Below are 22,120 nucleotides of genomic sequence, written 5' to 3'. Positions count from 1 at the left end.
AACCGGTGCGGAACCCGTCGGCGATCCCGCCTGTGCAGAACGAGCGAGGGGCGATGCCGGAGAAGGAGGAGGGCGGCATCCCACGGGGGGAATGGGATGCCGCCCGGATGCGGGCGACGAGGGGGGCGTCGCTGCCGCAGGAAAAGCCGGATTCGAATGATCGGCCGTCGGCCAGTGTACGCAGGAAAGGTCCCCGCACAAAACACGATCCACTACCGACTTCCGACGGTATTGAGGGACGATGGGCACGGCTATATTCGCCACGTCGCGAAGCATCACCGCAAAGGAGCGCCTCCTCATCATGAGCAGCCAGATCGATCACGTCTTCGACGAGACCCGCGTCTTCCCGCCCTCTCCGGAGTTCGCGGCGGCCGCCGTCGCGCAGCCCGGGCTCTACGCCGAAGCCGCGACCGACCGCGACGCGTTCTGGGCCGCGCAGGCCCGCGCTCTGCACTGGCACACGCCGTTCACCGAGGTGCTGGACTGGACGACCCCGCCGTTCGCGAAGTGGTTCGCCGACGGCGAGCTGAACGTCGCCTACAACTGCCTCGATCGGCACGTCGAGGCCGGCAACGGCGATCGCGTCGCCCTGCTCTGGGAGGGCGAACCCGGTGACGAGCGCCGGATCACGTACGCCGAGCTCACCGCGGAGGTCAAGCGCCTCGCCAACGTCCTCACCGGCATGGGCGTCGGCCACGGCGACCGCGTCGCGATCTACCTGCCGATGATCCCCGAGGCGGTCGCGTCGATGCTCGCCGTCGCGCGGATCGGCGCGATCCACTCCGTCGTCTTCGGCGGTTTCAGCGCCGACAGCCTTCGCTCGCGCATCGACGACGCCGGCGCGAAGGTCGTCATCACGGCCGACGGCGGCTACCGCAAGGGCAAGGTCTCGCCGCTCAAGCCGGCCGTCGACCAGGCCCTCGCGGACCGCGGCGAGGGCGCCCAGCTCACGGTCGAGCACGTGATCGTCGTGCAGCGCGGCGGCAACGAGGTCGAGTGGACCGAGGATCGCGACGTCTGGTACCACGACGTCGTCGCGGCCGCCCCTGCCGAGCACGAGGCGCAGGCGTTCCCCGCCGAGAACCCGCTGTTCATCCTGTACACCTCCGGCACCACCGGGAAGCCGAAGGGGATCCTGCACACCTCCGGCGGATACCTCACCCAGGCGTCCTACACGCACCGCAACGTGTTCGACCTGAACCCGGAGACGGACGTGTTCTGGTGCACCGCCGACATCGGCTGGGTCACCGGGCACAGCTACGTGACCTACGGCCCGCTCGCGAACGGTGCCACCCAGGTGCTGTTCGAGGGCACGCCGGACACCCCGCACCCGGGTCGCTGGTGGGAGATCATCCAGAAGTACGGCGTGACGATCTTCTACACCGCGCCGACCGCGATCCGCTCGTTCATGAAGTCGGGCCGGGCGATCCCGAACCAGTTCGACCTGTCCAGCATCCGCGTGCTCGGCTCGGTGGGCGAGCCCATCAATCCCGAGGCGTGGATGTGGTACCGCGAGGTCATCGGCGGCAACACGGCTCCGATCGTGGACACCTGGTGGCAGACCGAGACCGGCGCGATCATGATCTCGCCGCTGCCGGGCGTCACCGCGACGAAGCCCGGATCCGCGCAGACCCCGCTGCCCGGCATCTCGATCGACGTGGTGGACGACGACGGCAACGAGGTCGGGTCGGGCGGCGGCGGTCTGCTGGCGATCACCAAGCCCTGGCCGGCGATGCTGCGCGGGATCTGGGGCGACCCGGAGCGGTACAAGGAGACGTACTGGGAGAAGTTCGAGAAGGAGGGCTACTACTTCGCGGGCGACGGCGCGCGCCTCGACGACGACGGCGACCTGTGGCTGCTCGGCCGCGTGGACGACGTGATGAACGTCTCGGGCCACCGCCTCTCGACGGCCGAGATCGAGTCGGCCCTCGTCGCGCACGAGGCCACCGCCGAGGCCGCGGTCGTCGGCGCCTCCGACGAGACGACCGGTCAGGCCGTCGTCGCGTTCGTGATCGTGAAGGAGAGCTACCTCGCCGCGCACTCCCCCGAGGGCCTCGCCCAGCAGCTGCGCGGATGGGTCGGCGAGCAGATCGGCCCGATCGCCCGCCCGCGCGACGTCTACATCGTGAACGAGCTGCCGAAGACGCGCTCCGGCAAGATCATGCGCCGTCTGCTGCGCGACGTGGCGGAGGGCCGCGAGGTGGGCGACACCACGACCCTCGCCGACACCGCCGTGATGAGCGTGATCAGCGCCCAGGTGAAGTAGGCCCCCAGAAGCGAAGAGGCGCCCCATCCGTTCGGACGGGGCGCCTCTTCTGTGTGTCTTCACGGATCGTGTCCCACTTTCTGCTGCGCAACCGCCGTTTCAGCAACAGAAAGTGGGACGCGCCACGTCAGAAATGGGACACGGTCCGGGGGGACCGCGGGCTCAGACGAGCGTGAAGGTCACCTCGACCTCGACCGGGCTGTCCAGCGGCAGCACCGCCACGCCGACGGCCGCGCGGACGTGCCGGCCGGCGTCGCCGAAGATCTCGCCCAGCACCTCGCTGGCGCCGTTGATGACGCCGGGCTGGCCGGAGAACGACGGATCCGAGGCGACGAAGCCGCCCACGCGCAGGACGCCGCCGAGGCGGTCCACGCCGCCGGCCGCATCCGCGGCGGCCGCGATCGCGTTCAGCGCGCACGTGCGCGAGAGCGCCTTGGCGTCCTCCGCGGTGATCTCGGCGCCGACCTTGCCGGTGGCCGGCAGGGATCCGGCGACGAACGGCAGCTGACCGGACGTGTGCACCAGGTCGCCGTGCACGCGCGCGGCGACGTAGGCGGCCACGGGGGCGGCGACGGACGGGAGCTCGATGCCGAGTTCGGCGAGTCGGGCGCTGACGGTCATTCTCATTCTCCTTCGAACTGGCGCGCGGCCTCCGCCGCGGCGCCGAGACCGGTGTTCGCGGCGGCGTCCCCGCCGACCGGACGCTTCAGGTACGCCACCAGCCCGCCTTCGGGACCGGTCACGACCTGCACGAGCTCCCAGCCCTGCTTGCCCCAGTTGTTCAGGATCGCGGCGGTGTTGTGGATCAGCAGCGGCGTGGTGAGGTATTCCCACGTGGTCATGGCTCTCCCGGTGGACGGTGATGCGCGCGGGCGCGTCAAAGTTTGTGTTCAGGGAACTCCCCTACGATCAAGCGTATGCCTCAGACCAAACGCACGCTGACAAGCGTGCTCAGCGGCCTGGCCGGCCTCGTCGGCCTCAGCGTCGTCGCCGGTGTTCTCGTGACCGCCAGCGTCACCCCGGTGTTCGCCGTGACCGGCGCCGCAGCCACGCAGTCGATCGACCTCTTCGAGAACCTGCCCTCGAACCTGAAGGTCGACCGCCCGATGGAGGCGACGACCATCTACGGCGTCGACGCCAACGGCCAGCCGCAGCAGATCGCCCGGTTCTTCGATCAGAACCGCGTCCCGGTGACGTACAACCAGGTGGCCATGGTCCTCTACGACGCGCTGCTGTCCAGTGAGGACAAGAACTACTACTCGCACGGCGGCGTCGACCTCGTCGGCACCCTGAAGGCGGTCGTCGGCAACGTCACGGGATCCTCCTCGGCCGGTGGCTCCTCCATCAGCCAGCAGTACGTGAAGAACGTGCTGCTGCAGGAGTGCGAGCAGGGCGTTCCCCTCAGCGATCAGAATCGCGACGACAAGCTCAACCAGTGCTGGAACGACGCCGCGGCGACGGTCGGCAGCAAGGGCATCGCCCGCAAGCTGCAGGAGATCCGCTACGCGACCGCGATCGAGAAGAAGTACTCCAAGAACGACATCCTGGTCGGGTATCTGAACCTCGCCAACTTCGGCGGCACCTCCTACGGCATCCAGGCGGCCGCGCAGCACTACTTCGGCGTCTCCGCCTCGCAGCTGAGCCTCGTGCAGGCCGCGACCCTGGCCGGCATGGTGCAGAACCCGAACGCGTACCGGATCGACCAGCCGAACGGGTCGATCTACGACGCCGACACGAAGACGTACTCGAACTCGGCGAAGGACGGCTACAAGGACACCCTGGTCCGGCGCAACTACGTGCTCGGCCGCATGCTCGCGAACGGCAAGATCACGAAGGCCGCCTACGACGCGGCGCACGCGCAGCCGATCACGCCGAACATCGTCAACCCGCCCTCGGGTTGCGGGATGGCCGGCGACAACGCCTACTTCTGCCGCTACGTGCAGACCACGCTGGAGGGCGATCACTCGCTCGACAGCGTGCTGGGCAGCAGCAAGGCGGAGCGCCAGGACAAGCTGTTCCGCGGCGGTCTGAACGTGTACACCTCGCTGTCGTATCCGCTTCAGGGCGCGGCCGTGCAGGCGATGCACGACAATACGACCCCCACGGTCGCGGGCATGTCCTTCGGCGCCGCCACGGTCAACATCGAGGCGAGCACGGGCCGGATCCTCTCCCTCACGCAGAACACGAACTACAGCGAGGAGAAGTCCGACACCGCGACCACCGGGCAGAGCTCGCTGGTGTACGCGGCGGACTATGAACACGGCGGTTCTTCCGGTTTCTCGGTCGGATCGACGTACAAGGTGTTCACCCTCATCGACTGGCTGGAGAAGGGCCACTCCCTGCGGGAGACCGTCAACGGCTCGATCCAGCGTCAGACGATGAACTGTCACGGCACCCCGGTGCCGATGACGTCCGACGTCGCGAACGCCGGCGGCAACCGCGGCTTCGTCGGCACGCCGCTGGCGTTCACCGCCTACTCGCTGAACAGCGGCTTCCTCGCGATGGCCGCCAAACTCGACCTGTGCGACATCAACGCGGTCGCCGACCGCATGGGCGTGCACCTGGGCAACATGGGCAAGACGACGGATCAGAACGTGCCGTTCGACGTGCTGGGATCCAAGGCCATCGCCCCGATCGAGATGGCGGCCGTCTACGCGACGCTCGCGAACAACGGCACGCGCTGCGCGCCGCACGCGATCGACAGGATCACGGGCGCGGACGGCGCCGACCTCAAGCTCCCGCCGACGACGTGCACCCAGGTCATCAAGCCCGAGATCGCGGCCACCGCGGCATACGCCCTGCGCGGCGTCATGAGCAACGGCGCGACCGGCATCACCGCTGCGGCCACGGGTGCCCAGGGCAACCCCAACGACGGCACCCAGCTGATCGGCAAGACGGGTACGCACAACAACGCGCAGACGATGCTGATCGAGTCGAGCACGAAGGTCGTCACCGCGGTGTGGGTCGGCCAGTCGATCGGCGACGTCGACATCAACGACTTCGACTCGAACGGCAACAACGTCCCTTACATCCGCTTCTACCTGGGCAAGGCGATCCAGGGCGCGGCCGACTCGCTCTTCAGCGGCAGCAAGTTCCCGGATCCCGCGCAGAACCTGCTCAAGCAGTCGTACACCAACCTGCCGAGCGTGATCGGCCAGACGATCGATCAGGCCACGCAGACCCTGCAGGGCGCCGGATTCTCGGTCACCGTGGGTCCCGCGGTCGCGAGCAACCTGCCCACCGATCAGGTCGCAGCGCAGGATCCGGGTCCCGGACAGGTCGCGACCGGCAGCGTGGTGACGATCTCGCCGAGCAACGGACAGGGCACCGCGGTGCCCACCGACCTGGTCGGCAAGAGCCTGACCGATGCCGCGACCGAACTGCAGAAGCTGGGCTTCCAGGCGGCCAAGGGAGCGTGCACCCCCAGCGGCAAGGACGACAACGGCACGGTCACCGCGACGACCCCTGCAGGTGGCACGTTCGCGCCGAAGGGCTCGGTCGTCGCGCTGAACTACTCGGCGAAGAACTGCCAGCAGTGACGTCTTCCCGCACCACCCGTTCGGCCCTCATCGCACTCGGTGCGGTGGGGGCCGCCGGCGTCGCGGCCGCGACGTGGGGCATCGGGATCGAGCGCTACCTGTTCACCCTGCGGCACGCGACCGCCCGGTCGCTGCCGGCAGGATCCCGTTCGATCCGGATCCTGCACGTGTCCGACGCGCACATGGCACCGTGGCAGCACCGCAAGCAGGCCTGGCTGGCCTCGCTCGCAGGCCTGCGCCCCGATCTCATCGTGAACACCGGGGACAACCTCGGTCACGTCGACGGCCTGGAGGGCGTCCGCCGCGCGTTCGCCCCGTTCGCGGGCACGCCCGGCGTGTTCGTGCACGGATCCAACGACGTGCACGGCCCGGCGCCGCGCAACCCGTTCCGGTACTTCCTCGGCCCGTCGAAGCGTCATCCCTCCCCGCCGAGCCTCGACACGAAGGCGATGGACGGCTTCTTCACCGACGACCTCGGCTGGACGAAACTGAACAACGCCGCCGCCACGCTCTCCGTGGCCGGATCCCGGGTGGACGTGTTCGGCGTGAACGACGCGCACCGCGACTGGGACGACCTCGAGGTGCTCCCCGCCCGGATCGACGCGCTCGGCGCCCGCCCGGCCGACGTCCCCGTCCTGGGCGTCACGCACGCCCCGTACCAGCGCGTGCTGAACGCGTTCACCGACCTCGGCGCCGACGCGATCCTCGGCGGCCACACGCACGGCGGTCAGGTCTGCATCCCCGGCTTCGGCGCGATCGTCGCGAACTGCGACATCCCGCTGAAGCAGGCGAAGGGCCTCAGCGTCTGGAGCCACGCGGGCCGCAGCATCCCTCTGAACGTGAGCGCCGGCTGCGGTCATTCGATCTACGCCCCGATCCGAATCGCGTGCCGCCCTGAAGCGACCCTGCTGACGCTGCTGCCGCGGGCCTGACGAGTCCGCCACGCGCGGGATCCGCCTCGATTCGGAGCACAGCCCGATTCCGTATAGACTTGAACGGTTGCCACGGGGTGTGGCGCAGCTTGGTAGCGCGCTTCGTTCGGGACGAAGAGGCCGCAGGTTCAAATCCTGTCACCCCGACACCAGACAAGGGGACCGACCCACAGGGTCGGTCCCCTTCGCTTTGCCCGGACGCGGCCGGCCCGTACGCCGAGGCTCTCGAACGCCGGGCACGCGGACGCCTACCCCATCACCACCGCGGACCAGACGAGAAGCACGAGTGCGTTCAGCGAGTACAGCGCCGTGCGGATCCAATGCGTGGAGAGGATCTGGTGCAGATAGGGGCTCTCGGACCCGCGCGGATCCTTCGAGAGCTTCGCCTGCCACGGCCCCCACATGGTCGCCGTCAGCACCAGGGAGACCACCTGCAGGACGAACGACCCCCACACGCCCCAGGCGGGCCACGAGGCCGGCGCGATCCAGGGCAGGACCGCGGCGAGGATCAGGCCGAGCGCCACCGGCGAGAAGACCCAGTACGGGAGCCTCCTCCAGTGCGTGCTCTGCACCTCGCTGAACCTCGCCCCGACCAGACGCCAGGTGCGGAAGATGTCGGCCTCGTGCGCCCAGATCGTGCCGAAGTTGTATCCGCCGATCAGCAGGTCGATCAACAGCAGAACTCTCATCGCAGACATTCTCGGGCGGCACCGCCCCCGGAGCAACCCTCAGCCCGCTCCCGTATCCTGGGAAACGCTATGACGACGCCCCGCCTGGTCGCCTTCGACCTCGACGACACCCTCGCCCCCTCGAAGAGCGCGATCAGCCCCCGCATCGCCGACCTGCTGCTCGCCCTCGCCGAACACGTCGAGGTCGCGATCATCTCCGGCGGCAACGAGGACCAGTTCCGCACCCAGGTGGTCGCGAACCTCGGGCGTGCCGACGCGGCGACGCTCGGGCGGATCCACCTGCTGCCCACCTGCGGCACGCGCTACCTCCGCTACGACGGATCCGGCTTCTCGCTCCTCTACGCGCACGACCTCACCGACGAGCAGAAGACCGCGGCGCTCACCGCGCTGCAGGAGGAGGCCGCGCGCCTCGGCCTCTGGGAGCGCGAGACGTGGGGGCCGATCCTGGAGGATCGGGGCTCGCAGATCACGTTCTCCGCGCTCGGTCAGCAGGCACCGCAGGACGCGAAGAAGGCGTGGGACCCGGACGGATCCCGCCGCGCGGCCCTGCGCGACGCCGTCGCCCCGCGCGTGCCGGACCTGGAGGTCCGCTCGGGCGGATCCACCTCGATCGACATCACACGCTCCGGGATCGACAAGGCCTACGGCATGAGCGAGCTCGCCGACCGTACGGGGATCCCGTTCGCGGAGATGCTGTTCTACGGGGACCGGCTCGACGAGGGCGGCAACGACTACCCGGTGAAGGCCCTCGGCGTGCCCTGCGTGGCCGTGGAGGGCTGGGAGGACACCGCCGACCACCTCGACGCCCTGCTGTCCACGCTGGCGCCGTCACACACCGGTCGCTGAGCGCGCGTCGGCGAGCCGGATCTGAGCCGGATCCGAGCCGGATCCGAGCCGGATCCAGCCCGGATCCGCTCACTGGTCGCGAATCGTCGCTTGAACCGCCGAATGAGGGCGTGTCGCGACCAGCGAACGAAGTGGTGGTGGACGTCAGCGGACGGCGGCGTCCGCGGCGGGCCGGGAGACGGGGACCAGCCGGGTCAGCTGCGTCACGTGGCGGGGCTCCAGCTCGGCGAGCGAGGAGACGCCGAGCAGGCGCATGGTGCGCTCGATCTCGCTGCGCAGGATCGCGATCGTGCGGTCCACGCCGCGGCGTCCGCCGGCCATCAGGCCGTACAGGTAGGCACGGCCGATGAGCGTGAAGTCGGCGCCGAGGGCGACCGAGGCGACGATGTCGGCGCCGTTCATGATGCCGGTGTCGATCATGACCGTGAAGTCCTCACCGACGGCGGCGCGCACCTGCGGCAGCAGGTGGAACGGGATCGGCGCGCGGTCGAGCTGGCGCCCGCCGTGGTTGGAGAGCACGATGCCGTCGACGCCGGCGTCCTTGAGCCGCACCGCGTCCTCGACCGTCTGCACGCCCTTGACGACGAGCTTGCCGGGCCAGATGCCGCGGATCACGGCGAGGTCGTCGTAGCCGATGGTCGGATCCATCGCCGCGTCCAGCAGCTCGCCGACCGTGCCGCCGGTGGTCTTCAGCGACGCGAACTCGAGCTTCGGGGTGGTGAGGAAGTCGATCCACCACCACGGCCGCGGGATCGCGTTGACGATCGTGCCGAGGGTCAGCTGCGGCGGGATCGAGAAGCCGTTGCGCTTGTCGCGCAGGCGCGCGCCGGCGACCGGGGTGTCGACCGTGAACATGAGGGTGTCGAAGCCGGCCTCCGCGGCGCGGCGGGTGAGGCCGTAGGAGATCTCCCGGTCGCGCATGACGTACAGCTGGAACCAGTTGCGTCCGTCGGGGTTGGTCGCCTTGACGTCCTCGATCGAGGTCGTGCCGAGCGTGGAGAGAGTGAACGGGATGCCCGCGGCCGCGGCGGCGCCGGCGCCGGCGAACTCCCCCTCGGTCTGCATGAGCCGGGTGAAGCCGGTCGGGGCGATGCCGAACGGCAGCGCACTCGGTCCGCCGAGGATCGTGGTGGTCGTGTCGAGCTCGGGCGCCGGGGCGAGGATCCCCGGGTGGAACTCGATGTCCTGGAACGCCTGGCGGGCTCGGGCCAGCGACAACTCGCCCTCCGCCGCACCGTCGGTGTAGTCGAACGCGGCCTTCGGCGTGCGGCGCTTCGCGATCGTGCGGAGCTCGGCGATCGTGAGGGCGGATTCGAGGCGGCGCTTGGTGCCGTCGAGCTCGGGCGCCTTGAACCTCATCAGCTCGAAGATCTCGGCGGGCTTGGGCAGCTGTCGCTGAATCATGGGCGATCCTTCCGATCGGGGGTCTGCGTTCCGGCGAGGCCGGTCGCGGCGTAATAGCCGGTGATGTGGTCGCGCACGAGGACGGCAGCGGCGTCGGCATGGCCGCCGTCGATGGCGCGCACGATGTCGCGGTGCTCGGTGCGGAGCCGGTCCGCCATGCTCTTCCAGTCCCGGATCCCCGCGGATCCGGCGAGCACGTACGACTCGACGGCGTCGCGCAGCCCGGTCATCATGGCGGCGACGACGGCATTGCCGCTCGCCTCGGCGAGGGCGAGGTGCAGCTGCGCATCGAGGGCGAGGAAGTCGTGCGGGTCGAGATCGGCGTCCATCGCGTCGAGGATCCGGTGCACGGCGGCGGTGTCGCGGTCCTCCGCCGCGGCGAGGGCCGCCACGACCGCCTGCTCGAGGATGAGGCGGGTTCCGACGACGTCGGCGATCGGGAAGCCCTGGGCGGCGACCTGGAGCCGCAGCAGGGCGGAGAGGCCTCCCCCGGGCGCCGCGATGACGATCGCGCCCGACTGCGGCCCTGATCCGGTCGAGGTGCGGATGAGGCCCATCACCTCGAGCACGCGGATCGCCTCGCGCACGCTGGACCGGCCGACGCCGAGCTCGGCCGCGAGATCGCGTTCGGAGGGCAGCCGGTCGCCCGGGCCCAGCGCGCCGTCGAGGAGCAGCCGCTCGATGTGCTGCAGCACCGTGCGCCAGGTGCGCGCGGGTGCGACGGCGACCTCGGGCATGGCATCGGTCTCCGGCACGACTCCTCCTGTGGTCTGACCACAGGTTAGCGCGTGTGGTCAGACCACGCAAGGCCCGGGCTCGACGGTGCGAAACTCAGTCGATCCGGCGGTTACCGACGTCCGTACCGGCGTGTGGCGCAGAATCGACTGAGTTCGGAACACCGCGAGGCCGAGACGGTGTTCGCGGGGACCGCGGTTCGTCGCGTTGCGCTCGCTCAACGACCGGACGGCGGGGACCGCCCTCAGCCCAGGCGACCGCCGGACTCCTGCAGGTAGCAGTGCCCGCAGAGCGACTCGTACGTCGTCACGAGGTCGGAGCCTTCGCCGTCGATCGCGACCTGATCGCCGTCGAAGACGAAGCGATCCCCGATCCGGCGGCCGTTGAAGACCGCCTTCCGGCCGCAGCGGCAGATCGTCTTGAGCTCCTCGAGCGTGTGCGCGACCGTGAGCAGCCGGCCGGATCCCGGGAAGACGTGGGTGAGGAAGTCGCTGCGGATCCCGTACGCGAGCACGGGGATGTCGTCCTCCACGGCGATCCGGAACAGATCGTCCACCTGCCCCGGTTCGAGGAACTGCGCCTCGTCGACGAGCAGGCACGCCGTCTCGGGGCCGCTGCGCCGGATCCGGTCGCGCTCGCGATGGAACAGCTCGCGCGCCCCCTGCCCCGGGCCGATCAGGAAGTCGACCTCACGGGTCATCCCGAGACGGCTGGCGATCTGGCTCGCGCCCTTGGTGTCGATCTCGGGCTTGGCGAGCAGCACGCGCTGTCCGCGCTCCTCGTAGTTGTAGGCGGCCTGCAGCAGCGCCGTGGACTTGCCGGAGTTCATCGCCCCGTAGCGGAAGTACAGCTTGGCCACGGCGGTGCGATCAGGCCGTGAGCTCGAGCGCCGCCGCGGTCGACGCCATCGCCGAGCTCGCGGCCGCGTCGTCGTCGTTGAGCTTCGTGCCGAGCGTCGGGACCAGGTCCTGCAGCGCGGGCTCCCAGCCGGCGTACTGGTCCGGGAAGCAGCGGCGTAGCAGCTCGAGCATGATCGACGGGGCGGTCGAGGCCCCGGGCGATGCGCCGAGCAGCCCCGCGATCGAGCCGTCCGCGGAGGCGACGATCTCCGTGCCGAACTGCAGCTTGCCGTCGCGCATGACCTGCGCGCGCTGCCCGGCCTGCAGCAGCTCCCAGTCGCCGTCCTTCACGGTCGGCGCGAACTGGCGCAGCGTCTCGACCTTCTTCTTGTGCGTCTTCAGCAGCTCGCTGACGAGGTACGTGATCAGATCGACGTTCGTGAACGCGACCTTGAGCATGCTGCCCAGGTTGTGCGGGCGCACCTGCGTGACGATGTCGAGCATGTGGCCCTGCTTGAGGAACTTCGGGCTGAACGTCGCGAACGGCCCGTAGAGCAGGCTGGCCTCGCCGTCCACGACGCGGGTGTCCAGGTGCGGCACCGACATCGGCGGAGCGCCCACAGGAGCCTGCGAGTACACCTTCGCGTGGTGCTGGGAGACGATCTTCGGGTCCGACGTCTTCAGCCACTGCCCGCCGATCGGGAAGCAGCCGTATCCGCGGATCTCCGGGATCCCGGATCCCTGCAGCAGCTTGAGCGCCCAGCCGCCGGCGCCGACGAAGACGAACCGCGCCTTGATCTCGCCGGGCGTGCGGCCGATGCTGTGGCGGTACTTGACGAGCCAGGATCCGTCCTGCTGGCGCTTGAGCTTGCGCACCTCGTGCTCGGTGCGCACGTCGACGCCGTTTTCGGAGAGGTGCTCGAAGAGCTGGACGGTGAGGGCGCCGAAGTCGACGTCGGTGCCCGCCGCGCTGCGGGTCGCCGCGAACGGCTCGCCCTTGAGGCGCTGCTTCATCAGCAGCGGAGCCCACTTGTTGATGACGCGCGAGTCCTCGCTGTACTCCATGCCGGCGAACAGCGGCTGGTCCTTGAGCAGCGCGTACCGGGCGCGGAGGAACTCGACGTCCTTCTCGCCGCGCACGAACGTCATGTGCGGGGTGGAGTTGATGAACGTCTTCGGCCCGTCGAGGATGCCGCGCTCCACGAACGACGACCACAGCTCGCGGCTCTGCTGGAACTGCTCGTTGATCGCGATCGCCTTGGTCGCGTCGAGTGAACGGTCCTCGCCGCGCGGCGTGTAGTTCAGCTCGCACAGGGCCGAGTGCCCCGTGCCCGCGTTGTTCCACGCGTTCGAGCTCTCCTGCCCGACCTCGCTCAGGCGCTCGAAAGCGACGATCTTCCAGTCCGGCTGCAGCTCGTGAAGCAGGGTACCCAGGGTGGCACTCATGATGCCACCGCCGATGAGGACGACGTCGACGGATTCAGTCACGAGTCCAGTCTAGTTGGCCGCGCGACCGCGGATATTCGCCGCGACGGCCAACCGACCGAGCATCTTTCGCCGAACCGGCGATCAGGCCGAGAGGCGCTGAGCGACGAGCTCGGCGACCTGGACGGCGTTCAGCGCGGCGCCCTTGCGCAGGTTGTCGTTGCTGATGAACAGCGCGAGGCCCTTGCCTTCGGGCGCAGACTGGTCCGCGCGGATCCGGCCGACGTAGCTCGGGTCCTTGCCTGCCGCGTACAGCGGGGTCGGCACCTCCTCGACGACCACCCCGGGGGCGGCGGCGAGCAGTTCGTAGGCGCGCTCCGGCGTGATGTCGCCCGAGAACTCGGCGTTGATCGAGAGCGAGTGCCCGGTGAAGACCGGCACGCGTACGCAGGTGCCGGCGACGCGCAGGTCCGGCAGTCCGAGGATCTTGCGGCTCTCGTTGCGGAGCTTCTTCTCCTCGTCGGTCTCGTTCAGGCCGTCGTCGACGACGGATCCGGCCAGCGGCAGCACGTCGAACGCGATCGGGGCGACGTACTTCTCGGGCTGCGGGAAGTCGAGCGCGGAGCCGTCGTGGACGAGGCGCAGGGTGTCGCCCTGGGCGAGCACGCCCTCGACCTGGCCGAGCAGCTCCTGCGCACCCGCCAGACCGGATCCGCTCACGGCCTGATAGGTGCTCACGATGAGACGCTCGAGTCCGGCCTCGTCGTGCAGGGCCTTGAGCACCGGCATCGCGGCCATCGTGGTGCAGTTCGGGTTCGCGATGATGCCCCTGGGGGTGTCCGCGATCGCCTCGGGGTTGACCTCGCTGACGACGAGCGGCACGTCGGGGTCCATCCGCCAGGCGCTGGAGTTGTCCACGACGATCGCGCCGGCCTCGGCGAAGCGCGGGGCGTAGGCGCGGCTCGCGGTGGCGCCCGCGGAGAACAGGGCGATCTCGACGCCGGCCGGATCCGCGGTCTCGACGTCCTCGACGATCACGGACGTGCCGGCGAAGTCGATCGCGCTGCCCGCCGAGCGGGCCGAGGCGAACAGGCGGAGTTCGCGGATCGGGAAGGAGCGCTCCGCAAGGATGTCGCGCATGACGGTGCCCACCTGGCCGGTGGCGCCGACGATGGCGACGGAGAATCCTGAGTCGGAGATGCGGGTCATTGAAGTTTCCTAGGCGTCGTGCCGTGAGGCGTACGAGGCGCAGGCGCGGCCGCCGGGTGTGGCGGAGGAATCCGCGCCTGGCGCCGGTGTCAGGGTTTGGGCGATTCTACCGTTTCCCCGGGTGTGCGAAGACCGTGTCCCGCTTTCTGTTGCGAATCGGGCGATCCGGGGACAGGAAATGGGACACGGTCTGCAGATTCCGGGACACGGTGCCGGAGGGCCGTGTCGGATCTCGGATCGGTCAGCGGCCGGTGCCGGCGGCGACGACCGCCTCGACCTCGCCGTCGAGGCCGTACGCGGCGTGCACGACGCGGGCGGCCTCGGCGAGCTCGTCGCCGCGGACGACGACGGAGATCCGGATCTCAGACGTCGAGATCATCTCGATGTTCACGCCGGTGGTCGACAGCGCCTCGAAGAGGATCGCGGAGACGCCCGAGTGCGTGCGCATGCCCGCCCCGACGACCGACAGCTTGCCGATCTGGTCGTCGTGCAGGAGCGCCTCGAAGCCCACGTCGGACTGCTCGGCGGCGAGCGCCCTGAGCGCGGCGGCCGCGTCGGACTTGGGCAGCGTGAACGAGATGTCGGCGCGACCGGTCGGGGCCGCGTTCTGCACGATCATGTCGACGTTCGCGCCGCTCTTGGCGACGATCTTGAAGATCTCGGCGGCCTTGCCCGGCACGTCGGGAACTCCGACGACGGTGATCTTGGCCTGGCTGAGGTCGGTGGCGACCCCGGCGACGATGGGCTCTTCCATGGCTTCTCCCTCGGGTTCGCGGGGGTTCTTCATGCCCTCGCCGAGAACGTACGTGCCCTCGTTCGACGTGAAGGTCGAGCGGGCGTGGATCAGGACGCCGTGCCGGCGTGCGTACTCGACGGCGCGGATGTACAGCACCTTGGCGCCGTTCGCCGCCATCTCCAGCATCTCCTCGCTGGTGACGTGCGAGAGCTTGCGGGCGAGCGGCACCACGCGCGGATCCGCCGTGAAGATGCCGTCGACGTCGCTGTAGATCTCGCACACGTCGGCTCCGAGCGCCGCGGCGAGCGCGACGGCGGTCGTGTCGGATCCGCCGCGGCCGAGGGTCGTGATGTCCTGCGTGTCGTCGTTGATGCCCTGGAAGCCGGCGACGATGACGATCGCGCCCTCGTCGAGCGCCTCGCGCAGACGCGTCGGGGTGACCTCGACGATGCGGGCCGCGCCGTGCCGGCTGTCGGTGCGCATCCCGGCCTGCGGGCCGGTGAACGAGCGGGCGTCGAAGCCCATCGAGTGGATCGACATCGCGAGCAGCGCCATCGAGATCCGCTCGCCGCTGGACAGCAGCATGTCGAGCTCGCGCGGCGCGGGGATCGGCGCCACCTGGGCGGCGAGGTCGAGGAGCTCGTCGGTCGTGTCGCCCATCGCGCTCACGGCCACGACGACATCGTTGCCGGCCCGCCGGGTGTCGACGATGCGCTTGGCGACGCGCTTGATGCTCTCCGCGTCGGCGACGGACGAGCCGCCGTACTTCTGCACGATGAGGGCCACGGGTACTCCTGGGGATTGCGGGCGCCGGAGGCGGCGCGCCTGCCCCAATTCTACGAGCGCGCTCCATGCCCGTTCCGGTATGTGACGGGGCTGCGGAGTGCGACTAGAGCAGACCGCGGCGGCGGGCCTCGGAGACGGCACCGGTGCGGCTGTCGGCGCCGAGCTTGTCCAGGAGGTGCACGACGTGCGTCTTCACGGTGGCCTCGCCGATGAACAGGCGGACGGCGATCTCGCGGTTGCTCAGGCCCTCCGCGACGAGCGCGAGCACCTCCTGCTCCCGCCCCGTCAGCTCGACCCGGGGAGCGCGCAGGGCCGCGACGAGCCGCTCGTCCCCGCCGGGGGTGGGCACGGCGGATCCCGCCGCCGCATCCACGATCGCGCGGGAGATGACCTCGATCCCGACCTCCTTGAGGAGGTAGCCGGCGGCGCCCGCCTCGACCGCGCGGATGATCTGCGCGTCGTGGTCGAACGTGGTGAGGATCAGCACGGCCGGCGGATCGGGCAGTGCGCGCAGGGCGGCGGTCGTCGCGACGCCGTCCATGCCCTCGCCGAGCCGCAGGTCGCAGAGCACGACGTCGGGGCGCAGCTCGCGTGCGGCGGCCACCGCCTCCTCCCCCGTGCCCACCTCGGCGAGCACCGCGAACCCGCGCGCCTCGACGACCGCGCGGATGCCGGCTCGGACGATCGGATGGTCGTCGACGATGATCAGCGTGACGCTCATGCCTCACCCCGCGGGAGCGGCAGGGCCGCCCGGATCGTGGTGCCCTCGCCGGGCGCGGTGCGGATCTCCAGCTCTCCCCCGCCCTCGCGCAGACGCGAGCGCATCGCCGCGAGCCCGTAGGAGGCGTCGGACGGGCGCGCGGCCGGGTCGAAGCCGATGCCGTCGTCGGCGACGCCCAGCACGACGGATCCGTCCTTCGCCTCCAGCACGATCTCGACGTTCTGCGCCTGCGCGTGCCGGCGGACGTTCGCGAGCGCGGACTGCGCGACCCGCAGCAGCGCGACCTCGACCGGAGTGGGAAGGGCAGGGAGATCCGGATCCACCCGCAGCCGGGCGCCGATGGCGGTGTCGGCCCGGACGGCGTCGAGCATGCGGGCGAGGGCGTCGGCGAGCGCGGACTCGTCGAGGTCGGCGGGGGCGAGCGCGGCGACGATCCGGCGCAGCTCGGTGAGCGAGTGCTGCGCGAGCTCCTCGATCTGGGCGGTGCTGCGCGGGCGCGTGCCGTCCGGCTCCTCCGCGCGGGCGAGCATGACGATCGAGCTGAGCTCCTGCGCGATCGTGTCGTGCAGGTCGCGGGCCAGGCGGGTGCGCTCGCGGGTCGCTCCGGCCTCGCGCTGGGTCGCGGCGAGCTCATCGTGCAGTCGCTCCGCCTCGTGCTGGGCGCGCAGCAGGGAGTCGATCAGCCGCTCCCGCTCGGCGGCGTCGCGCAGCAGCGCGTCGTAGCCGAGCGAGACGGCGAACGCGAACCCGCCGCCGATGAGCGGCCCGAACAGGTGCGCGAGCGACGTGCCCGGCGCCACCGCACCCGGATGCAGGAACGGCGCCAGTATCGCGGCGGCGAGCACGCCGACCACGAACGGCGCCGACCACGGCAGCCGCAGCACGTGTCCGGCGAGCAGCAGCAGCGGGAACGCGAGCCAGACGTACTCCGGGGACAGCGCGAGCAGGCCGGCCCAGATCGCGCCGAGGCCGAGCATCCACCAGCCCGCCGCGCGGCCACGCGCGAAGCCGGCGCCCGCCGCGTACCAGGCGAGGTAGACCGTCGAGGCGAGCATGACCGGCAGCAGCGGCTGCTCGGATCCGGCGCGGACCGTGGCGATCACCACGAGCACCCCCGTGATGAGGTGCAGGGCGAAGCGCGCACCGCGCAGCATCCGCCGTCGGGCGGAGGTGGTCGCGTCGGTCATCCTCCGATTGTCGCGTGCTCGGGGGCGATCCGTCTTCCCGGCGGGCTCGATCCTTCGATGGATGCGCTCCGCGCCCTCTCAGGGCAGGCTGACGGTATGACGAACTCTCCTGCAACCACGTCCCCCGCGCCCACGACGCAGCGTCGGGCGCTCACCGCACTGTTCCTCGCGGCCGTGATCTGGATCGGCCTGGGCCTGATCATGGGCCTCTTCTACCGTGAATTCACCAAGGCCCTCGGCCACGAGAACGGCGTGAGCGGCCAGCTCGCCCTCGTGCACACCCACCTGCTGGCGATCGGCGCCCTGGTCATGCTCATCGTCCTGGCGCTCGAGAAGGCGTTCCGGCTGTCGGCGAGCAAGCTGTTCCGCTGGTTCTTCTGGATCTACAACCTCGGCGTGCTGGTCACCGGCGCGATGATGGCCTGGCACGGGATCCTGGATATCCTCAAGGTCGAGGCGTCCAAGGCGATCCCGGGGATCGCGGGCGCCGGTCACATCCTCGTCGGGGCGGGCTTCGTGCTGCTGCTGATCACTCTGTGGAAGGGGATCCGCCGGGAGTCGTGACGTCCCGCTCCAGGACATCCCGTTTCGGCAGGGCGACCGGCGCGGTCGTGGGGAACCCCTCCGCGGCCGGGATCGTGCCCGGCTTGGGGCGCAGGCGCCCGCCGGTCGCCGCGAACCAGCAGCCCGCGAGCACGATCGGGAAGCCGATGAGAAGACCGGTCGTGACCGGCTCGCCGAGCAGGATCGTGCCGAGGATGATCGCGACCACCGGGTTGACGTAGGTGAACAGCGGGGCGCGCACGGGCCCGACCTGCCCGATCAGCGCGAAGAACGCGACGAACGCGAGCGCCGTGCAGATCGTGCCGAGCAGAAGCAGCGACACGCTCGCGCGCAGCGTCGGCACCTGGTGCTGCGTGAGCAGGGCCGCCGGCAGGTAGGCGACGCCCACCGCGAGCAGCGCGAACGTGATCGTGCCGATCGAGGGCACGTCGGCGAGCTTGTGAGCGATGATGAACGGCGCGATCGCGTACAGCAGTGCGGTGAACATGATCTCGCCGATCCCGATGAACGCCCCGGTGCCGTGCGGGAACAGGCCGGGGCCGCCGACGATCACCGCGACGCCGACGAAGCCGAGGAGCAGGCCGCCCAGGCGCACGGGCGAGAGCGCGGAGCGGTCGCCGCGGAACAGCGCGATGATCACCGCGAACAGCGGAACGGTCGCGACGAGCAGACCGGTCAGGCCTGAGGGCAGCTGCGACTCGGCGTGGCTGAGCAGCAGGAACGGGCCGGCCATCTCCACGGCCCCGAAGGCCAGCACCCACGGCCACACCTTGAGCGCGGGCTTGAGCGCGCCCTGACGGATCGCGAACGGCAGCAGCAGGAGGCCGCCGAGGAGGGTGCGCCCGGCGACGACCGCGGGCGGGGAGAAGGATCCGACCGCCTCCTTGATGAACAGGTAGGTGATGCCCCAGACGACCGACATGATCGCGAAGAGGATCCAGCCCTTCCGGCCGAAGGCGCCCTGCGCGGCGCTCACAGGACGCGCCGGCCCTCGAACGCGCGGCCCAGGGTGACCTCGTCGGCGTACTCCAGGTCGCCGCCCACGGGCAGGCCCGAGGCGAGCCGCGACAAGGTGATCTGCATGCTCACCAGCAGTCGGCTGAGGTAGCTCGCCGTCGCCTCCCCCTCGAGGTTCGGGTTCGTGGCGAGGATGACCTCCTGCACGGTGCCGTCGGCGAGCCGCGTCATCAGCTGGGCGATGCGCAGGTCGTCCGGCCCGACGCCGGCGATCGGGCTGATCGCGCCGCCGAGCACGTGGTACAGCCCGCGGAACTCGCGGGTGCGCTCGATCGCCGCGACGTCCTTCGCGTCCTCGACCACGCAGATCAGGGCGGGGTTGCGCCGCGGGTCGCGGCAGATCGCGCAGCGCTCCTGCTCCGCGACGTTGCCGCAGATCTCGCAGAACCGCACGCGCTCACGCACCTCGGTGAGCAGCTCGGCGAGCCGCTTCACATCGAAGGAGGGCGTCTGCAGGATGTGGAACGCGATCCGCTGCGCCGACTTCGGGCCGATGCCGGGCAGCCGACCGAACTCGTCGATCAGCTCCTGGACGATGCCGTCGTACATCTCGGTGAACCTCTGGGGGTGTTAGTTGAACCTGGTCTGGGGCTCGTAGGGCTCTTCGCGCAGGAACTTCGCGCCGAGCACCTGGCGGACCACGGCCTCGCCGTAGCGCTGCACACCGGGCGGGCCGGAGCGGGGGGCGGACTGCGCCGGGGCGGGATCGGGGATCGTGGCGGTCTGCGAAGCCGCATTCGCGATCGTCGCGGGCCGGGCCTGCGCGGGGGCCGCCCCACGGGGGGCCTCCCGACGCTCAGGGCCGCCGACGGCCGGCGTCGGCCGGACATCCTCGGGCTCGGGGATCGGGGCGCCGCGATCCGCGTACGGATCGGGACCCGGGCCGTCCGCGTCGTCGGGGAAGGGCGGCTCGTCGTCGAGGACGTCGCCGTCGTGCGGGGGCTCGTACCAGCCGGAGGCGGGCATCGCCTCGACGTCGGCGGGCTCCTCGTCGACGGGGAACTGCGCGGGCGGCGCGGCGGTCGCCGCAACCGGGATCGGCGCTGCCTGGACGGCCGGCGCGGTCGGCTCCGCGACCGGATCCGCAGAGCCCTGCGGGATCGGGGCGACCGCCCACTCCGTGACCGGGGCGGCGGAAGCGGCGCGCACCGGGGCCTTCTCGACGGAGACCTCGGGCTCCTTCGGCGCCTCGGTCGTGGCGGCTGCGGCGTCGGAGGGTCGCGGGGCCTTCCCGCCCTCTCCTAAGCTCCGCTCGGGCGCGTCCGCAGCGGGCAGGGGCGCCGGCAGGTATTTGACCTTGACCGCGAGCTCCGCCTCGATCGCGGTGCGCAGGTGGTCGGACGGGCCGTTGCCGGGCGTCGCGCCCTTGAACCGGGCGACGTCGTTCGGCCCGGGGAAGCCGAGCGTGAGCACCTCGGTGTCGGCGTCGTACGCGAGCGGCTGCACCGCGGTGACGACGAGCCAGGATCCGCGGCTGAGCTTCTCGACCCGGCCGAGCACGGCGGACCAGGCGGCACGGATCCGCTCCACGTCCACCGGGCCGGCGGGCGTCTCCGCGGTTGGGGCGGCGACGGGCTCTGCAGTGTCGGTCGCCGGGGCTGTCGAAGGGGCCGCCACGGGAGCCGGGGTCGCCTCGACGGGCTCGGCGGCCGGCACGGGCTCGGCCGTCTCAGCAGGTTCGGCGCGTTTCGTCTCGGGCACCCCTGCGGGGCGTCCTCGCTCAACGACCGCGGCGGGGCCGGCAGCCTCGACCGGGGCAGGGGCTGCCGCAGCGGGAGCCGGAGCGGTCGGAGCCGGAGCGGCGGGCGCCGAAACAGTCGCAGCGGGCGCCGCGGCAACCGGTGCCGGCGCAGCCGCCGCCGAGCCCGCCAGAGCGGTGAGCACCCGCGCGACGAGCAGCTCGAGGTGCAGGCGCGGGGACGTCGCACCGGACATGTCGTCGAGCGCGGAGCTGACGAGGTCCGCGGCCCGGGACAGCCGGTCGCCGCCGAAGATCGCGGCCTGCGCCCGCATGCGGGCGAGCTCGTCGTCCGGCACGCCGCGGAGCACCGCCGTCGCGCCGTCGCCGACCGCGGCGATCACGATCAGATCGCGCAGCCGCTCGAGGAGGTCGTCCACGAAGCGGCGCGGATCCTGCCCCGTCTGCACGACCCGGTCGATCGCCGGGAACGCGGAGGCGGCGTCGCCCGCGGCGAGCGCGTCGACGATCTCGTCGAGCAGGGCGGAGTGAGTGTAGCCGAGCAGCGCGACCGCGCGCTCGTAGGCGACCTCCACGGTCCCCGAGCTCGTCGACGGGTCGGATCCGGCGATGAGCTGGTCCAGCAACGACAGGGTGTCGCGCGGGGATCCGCCGCCCGCGCGCACGACGAGCGGCAGCACGCCCTGCGCGACGGTCACGCCCTCTTCCCGGCACAGCTTCTCGACGTACTCGAGCATGGCCGCGGGCGGGACCAGCCGGAACGGGTAGTGGTGCGTGCGGGAGCGGATGGTGCCGAGCACCTTCTCCGGCTCGGTGGTCGCGAAGATGAACTTCACGTGCGGCGGCGGCTCCTCGACGAGCTTCAGCAGGGCGTTGAAGCCCTGCGGCGTCACCATGTGCGCCTCGTCGAGGATGAAGATCTTGAACCGGTCGCGGCTGGGCGCGAAGGTCGCCCGCTCGCGCAGATCGCGGGCGTCGTCGACGCCGTTGTGGCTGGCCGCGTCGATCTCGACGACGTCGAGGGATCCGCCGCCGTTGCGGGACAGCTCGACGCAGCTCGGGCACACGCCGCACGGGGTGTCGGTGGGCCCCTCGGCGCAGTTCAGGCAGCGAGCGAGGATGCGCGCCGACGTCGTCTTGCCGCAGCCGCGCGGACCGGAGAACAGGTAGGCGTGGCCGACGCGGTCGCCGCGCAGCGCCGTCATGAGCGGATCGGTCACCTGCGACTGCCCGATCATCTCCCCGAAGTTCTCGGGCCGGTAACGGCGGTACAGGGCTGTGCTCACCCGACCAGCCTAGAGCGTGCGTCCGACATCCGGGCCGGCCGTCCCCCGCGGGCGCCGCCCGCTCGCCCGCCACCCGGCTGCGCGCCGTGCGAGCGCCTGGCTCGGAGATGTACGCCGTCTGCGGACCGGATCCCGGAATCCGTCCGATCGAAGAGCACATGTCCGAGCGAGGTGCTCGCGTCGTGCGCGATCACGACGAGCCGTCCCGCTGCCGGGCTCGCCGTCCATGGCGCCGCAGGC

At 70.8% G+C, this 22,120-nt stretch carries 19 protein-coding genes and 1 tRNA gene; 6 read left to right on the top strand and 14 right to left on the bottom strand.

Going from position 1 to position 22,120, the window contains the following annotated elements:
* The first annotated feature begins 301 nt into the window (after window positions 1–301).
* Window positions 302–2,266 carry an acetate--CoA ligase gene (gene acs, locus RBR11_RS10720; protein WP_308489319.1) on the top strand — a complete coding sequence of 655 codons (1,965 nt, stop codon included), beginning with the start codon at window positions 302–304 and terminating at the stop codon, window positions 2,264–2,266.
* 162 nt (window positions 2,267–2,428) lie between these two features.
* Here the strand turns inward: acs and RBR11_RS10715 are convergent, their stop codons facing one another.
* A complete protein-coding gene (locus RBR11_RS10715) occupies window positions 2,429–2,887 on the bottom strand; it encodes a RidA family protein (protein WP_308489318.1) in 459 nt (152 codons plus the stop codon).
* Window positions 2,888–2,889: 2 nt separating this feature from the next.
* On the bottom strand, window positions 2,890–3,108 hold the full coding sequence (locus tag RBR11_RS10710; RefSeq protein ID WP_308489317.1) for a Sp36 family protein: 219 nt from the start codon (window positions 3,106–3,108) through the stop codon (window positions 2,890–2,892).
* Between the two features lie 75 nt (window positions 3,109–3,183).
* On the opposite strand from RBR11_RS10710, the gene RBR11_RS10705 reads away from it, so the two are divergent.
* From RBR11_RS10705 to RBR11_RS10695, 3 genes are all read left to right on the top strand, one after another.
* Window positions 3,184–5,805 (top strand): transglycosylase domain-containing protein, encoded by a 2,622-nt coding sequence (locus RBR11_RS10705; RefSeq protein ID WP_308489316.1) that lies wholly within the window; start codon window positions 3,184–3,186, stop codon window positions 5,803–5,805.
* Complete coding sequence (locus tag RBR11_RS10700; protein WP_308489315.1) at window positions 5,802–6,737, top strand: metallophosphoesterase; 936 nt, start codon at window positions 5,802–5,804, stop codon at window positions 6,735–6,737. The genes RBR11_RS10705 and RBR11_RS10700 overlap by 4 nt, the downstream gene beginning before the upstream one ends.
* 73 nt (window positions 6,738–6,810) lie before the next feature.
* Window positions 6,811–6,884, top strand: a tRNA-Pro gene (locus tag RBR11_RS10695).
* A 101-nt stretch (window positions 6,885–6,985) separates the two neighbouring features.
* On the opposite strand, the gene RBR11_RS10690 is transcribed toward RBR11_RS10695, so the two are convergent.
* Window positions 6,986–7,426 carry a hypothetical protein gene (locus tag RBR11_RS10690; RefSeq protein WP_308489314.1) on the bottom strand — a complete coding sequence of 147 codons (441 nt, stop codon included), beginning with the start codon at window positions 7,424–7,426 and terminating at the stop codon, window positions 6,986–6,988.
* Window positions 7,427–7,495: 69 nt separating this feature from the next.
* Here RBR11_RS10690 and RBR11_RS10685 point away from each other — a divergent pair, with 69 nt between their 5' ends.
* Window positions 7,496–8,272, top strand: a complete 777-nt coding sequence (locus RBR11_RS10685; protein WP_308489313.1) for an HAD-IIB family hydrolase — start codon at window positions 7,496–7,498, stop codon at window positions 8,270–8,272.
* Between the two features lie 144 nt (window positions 8,273–8,416).
* Here RBR11_RS10685 and RBR11_RS10680 read toward each other — a convergent pair whose 3' ends face one another.
* The 8 genes from RBR11_RS10680 to RBR11_RS10645 all read right to left on the bottom strand — a co-directional run bounded on the left by RBR11_RS10680 (window position 8,417) and on the right by RBR11_RS10645 (window position 17,314).
* A complete protein-coding gene (locus RBR11_RS10680) occupies window positions 8,417–9,676 on the bottom strand; it encodes an alpha-hydroxy acid oxidase (RefSeq protein WP_308489312.1) in 1,260 nt (419 codons plus the stop codon).
* Window positions 9,673–10,413: a FadR/GntR family transcriptional regulator gene (locus RBR11_RS10675; protein WP_373889793.1), complete on the bottom strand. Its 741-nt coding sequence runs from the start codon at window positions 10,411–10,413 to the stop codon at window positions 9,673–9,675. The genes RBR11_RS10680 and RBR11_RS10675 overlap by 4 nt, the downstream gene beginning before the upstream one ends.
* Before the next feature lie 242 nt (window positions 10,414–10,655).
* Window positions 10,656–11,270, bottom strand: a complete 615-nt coding sequence (locus RBR11_RS10670; RefSeq protein ID WP_308489310.1) for a thymidine kinase — start codon at window positions 11,268–11,270, stop codon at window positions 10,656–10,658.
* Window positions 11,271–11,280: 10 nt separating this feature from the next.
* Window positions 11,281–12,696: a malate dehydrogenase (quinone) gene (mqo, locus tag RBR11_RS10665; protein WP_308489405.1), complete on the bottom strand. Its 1,416-nt coding sequence runs from the start codon at window positions 12,694–12,696 to the stop codon at window positions 11,281–11,283.
* Window positions 12,697–12,819: 123 nt separating this feature from the next.
* Entirely contained in the window at window positions 12,820–13,884 is a 1,065-nt protein-coding gene (locus tag RBR11_RS10660) for an aspartate-semialdehyde dehydrogenase (RefSeq protein WP_308489309.1), read from the bottom strand.
* Window positions 13,885–14,125: 241 nt separating this feature from the next.
* Complete coding sequence (locus tag RBR11_RS10655) at window positions 14,126–15,406, bottom strand: aspartate kinase (RefSeq protein WP_308489308.1); 1,281 nt, start codon at window positions 15,404–15,406, stop codon at window positions 14,126–14,128.
* A 103-nt stretch (window positions 15,407–15,509) separates the two neighbouring features.
* Window positions 15,510–16,127, bottom strand: a complete 618-nt coding sequence (locus RBR11_RS10650; protein ID WP_308489307.1) for a response regulator — start codon at window positions 16,125–16,127, stop codon at window positions 15,510–15,512.
* Window positions 16,124–17,314: a histidine kinase gene (locus RBR11_RS10645; RefSeq protein ID WP_308489306.1), complete on the bottom strand. Its 1,191-nt coding sequence runs from the start codon at window positions 17,312–17,314 to the stop codon at window positions 16,124–16,126. Before RBR11_RS10645 ends, RBR11_RS10650 begins: the two co-directional genes overlap by 4 nt.
* A 96-nt stretch (window positions 17,315–17,410) precedes the next feature.
* Between RBR11_RS10645 and RBR11_RS10640 the strand changes: the two genes are divergently transcribed.
* The gene (locus tag RBR11_RS10640; RefSeq protein WP_308489305.1) at window positions 17,411–17,878 is read left to right on the top strand and encodes a DUF2871 domain-containing protein; all 468 of its coding nucleotides are present in this window, start codon (window positions 17,411–17,413) and stop codon (window positions 17,876–17,878) included.
* On the opposite strand, the gene RBR11_RS10635 is transcribed toward RBR11_RS10640, so the two are convergent.
* The 3 genes from RBR11_RS10635 to RBR11_RS10625 are packed head-to-tail and all read right to left on the bottom strand — an operon-like array spanning window position 17,844 to window position 21,880.
* On the bottom strand, window positions 17,844–18,854 hold the full coding sequence (locus RBR11_RS10635) for a DMT family transporter (RefSeq protein ID WP_308489304.1): 1,011 nt from the start codon (window positions 18,852–18,854) through the stop codon (window positions 17,844–17,846). The genes RBR11_RS10640 and RBR11_RS10635 overlap by 35 nt on opposite strands.
* Window positions 18,851–19,444, bottom strand: coding sequence for a recombination mediator RecR (recR, locus tag RBR11_RS10630; protein WP_308489303.1), 594 nt, complete (start codon window positions 19,442–19,444; stop codon window positions 18,851–18,853). Before recR ends, RBR11_RS10635 begins: the two co-directional genes overlap by 4 nt.
* A 21-nt stretch (window positions 19,445–19,465) precedes the next feature.
* A complete protein-coding gene (locus tag RBR11_RS10625; protein ID WP_308489302.1) occupies window positions 19,466–21,880 on the bottom strand; it encodes a DNA polymerase III subunit gamma and tau in 2,415 nt (804 codons plus the stop codon).
* Window positions 21,881–22,120 lie beyond the last annotated feature (240 nt).

Origin of the sequence: Microbacterium capsulatum, from assembly GCF_030865425.1 — a bacterium.
Lineage (GTDB): Bacteria > Actinomycetota > Actinomycetes > Actinomycetales > Microbacteriaceae > Microbacterium > Microbacterium capsulatum.
The sequence above is the reverse complement of the archived record's forward strand: the minus strand, read 5'-3'. Positions and strand labels throughout refer to the sequence as shown.